We start from the raw sequence: 1,728 nt of genomic DNA on the forward strand, positions 1-1,728 counted from the left end.
TCGCTGCTACTTCGCTGGTCTCCATCTTCGGTGCATGTATGATGTTGCTGATATTGGAATTTTGGGTGGGCGTATTGGCTGTCGCGATACTTGCCCTGTTTTTATGGTTGCTGCCGCGTTTTGCCGCTATCAGCGAAAACCTATATTTCCGTTTAAACAACCGACTTGAACGCGACAACCACCTTATCCGCGACGGCAACGAGCATCAGCTCTACCGCCACTATGACTGGGTTGCCAAACTACGCGTGCTGATTTCCAACCGCGAAGCCTTAGGCTATCTCAGTATCGGCATAGCGATGAGCGTATTGTTCGGCTTTGCCTTTATACACATGACGCTTAAAGGCTATGGCAGCGCCGGCCATATCTATTCCGTCAGCACTTATTTATGGATGTTTGCAATGAGTTTGGACGATGTACCGCGCTTGGTCGAACAATACGCCAATCTAAAAGATATCGGACAACGCGTTGAACTTTCGGAAGAAAACAATTTTTCCAAGGCCGTCTGAAACCTTAACACACTATCAGGACATATTATGAGTTGGTTTTATTTAATCTTAGCCGGTATGCTGGAAATCGGCTGGCCATTGGGCTTAAAGCTGGCACAACAGGAAGGCTTCCGCTGGCATGGCTTTGCCGCCGCGCTTGCCTGCATCGCCGGTAGCGGATACTTCCTTTACCTTGCCCAAAAAAGTATTCCAATGGGTACAGCCTACGCCGTCTGGACAGGTATAGGCGCGGCAGGGGCGTTTTTAGTGGGCGTTGTATTTTTCAACGATGCCGCCAACTTCGGCCGCTGGCTCGGTGCATTTCTCATCATCTCCGGCGTCGTAGTGATGAAACTCTCCAGCGGAAACTGAAAATCTCGTTTCTATCCAATCCAAGGCCGTCTGAATGAGCATGTTCAGACGGCCTAATACCTTCCCGAATATAACGAAATCATCTTAAATTAAAACCAAGCATTCTTTCCTTTTTTCAGACGGCCTGTTTAAAGTGGCGACTGTCCATTATTCAAACAATCGGTTATAGCCGTCCAACAAAGGAATCCAAATGAGCCAAGCCAATCCGCTTCCACCCGAACTCTCCGTCCAACTCTCCACCCTATCCCCCACCCAACTTGCATGGCTCTCCGGCTATTGCTGGGCGCAAAGCCAAGGCATATCCGGTATAGCAACCCAACCATCTGCCCTGCAAACAGCCGTCCAGACAGTCAGCCGCCGCGTATTAGTCCTCTCCGCCTCACAAACCGGTAATGCCCGCAGCGTTGCCGAATCCTTACACGCCAAACTTCAAGCCGCCGGCGTAGAAGCCCGCCTCAGCAGCGCAGGCGATTTCAAAAGCAAAACCCTGCCCGACGAAGACATCATCCTTTTGGTTACCTCCACCCAAGGCGAAGGCGAACCGCCCGAAGAAGCCCTGCCCCTGTACAAATTCATCTACGGCAAAAAGAAACCCGATTTCAGCAAACTGACCTTTGCCGTATTGGGCCTTGGCGACTCCTCCTATCCCAACTTCTGCCAAGCAGGCAAAGACTTTGATGCCAAATTTGCCGAACTGGGCGCAGGCCGTCTGAACGACTTGGGCATTTGCGACTTAGAATTCCAGGCCGATGCCGACGCATGGATTGCCGCCGTCGTACCCAAAGTGGCCGAATTAACCGCCCAAGCAACAAGCCCAAGTACAACCGCCGCATCAAACGGCTCAGCAACACCAAGCAGCGGCACCATCTAC

3 protein-coding genes are annotated in these 1,728 nt (G+C 51.5%); all 3 read left to right on the top strand.

The features are described 5' to 3' along the window. Positions 1-506 (top strand): ABC transporter six-transmembrane domain-containing protein (locus tag ACTHUE_RS17920; RefSeq protein WP_440424094.1); only part of this gene is annotated, 506 nt, incomplete at its 5' end. A 27-nt stretch (positions 507-533) separates the two neighbouring features. Beyond that, a complete protein-coding gene (locus tag ACTHUE_RS17925) occupies positions 534-857 on the top strand; it encodes a DMT family transporter (RefSeq protein WP_107791811.1) in 324 nt (107 codons plus the stop codon). A 190-nt stretch (positions 858-1,047) separates the two neighbouring features. Then, positions 1,048-1,728 (top strand): flavodoxin domain-containing protein (locus tag ACTHUE_RS17930; RefSeq protein WP_440424095.1); only part of this gene is annotated, 681 nt, incomplete at its 3' end.

Source organism: Neisseria sp. P0021.S005 (genome assembly GCF_051956955.1).

Excerpts from the sequence above, each read along its gene's own strand:
- ACTHUE_RS17925 (WP_107791811.1), top strand. The coding sequence starts at position 534 with ATGAGTTGGTTTTATTTAATCTTAGCCGGTATGCTGGAAATCGGCTGG.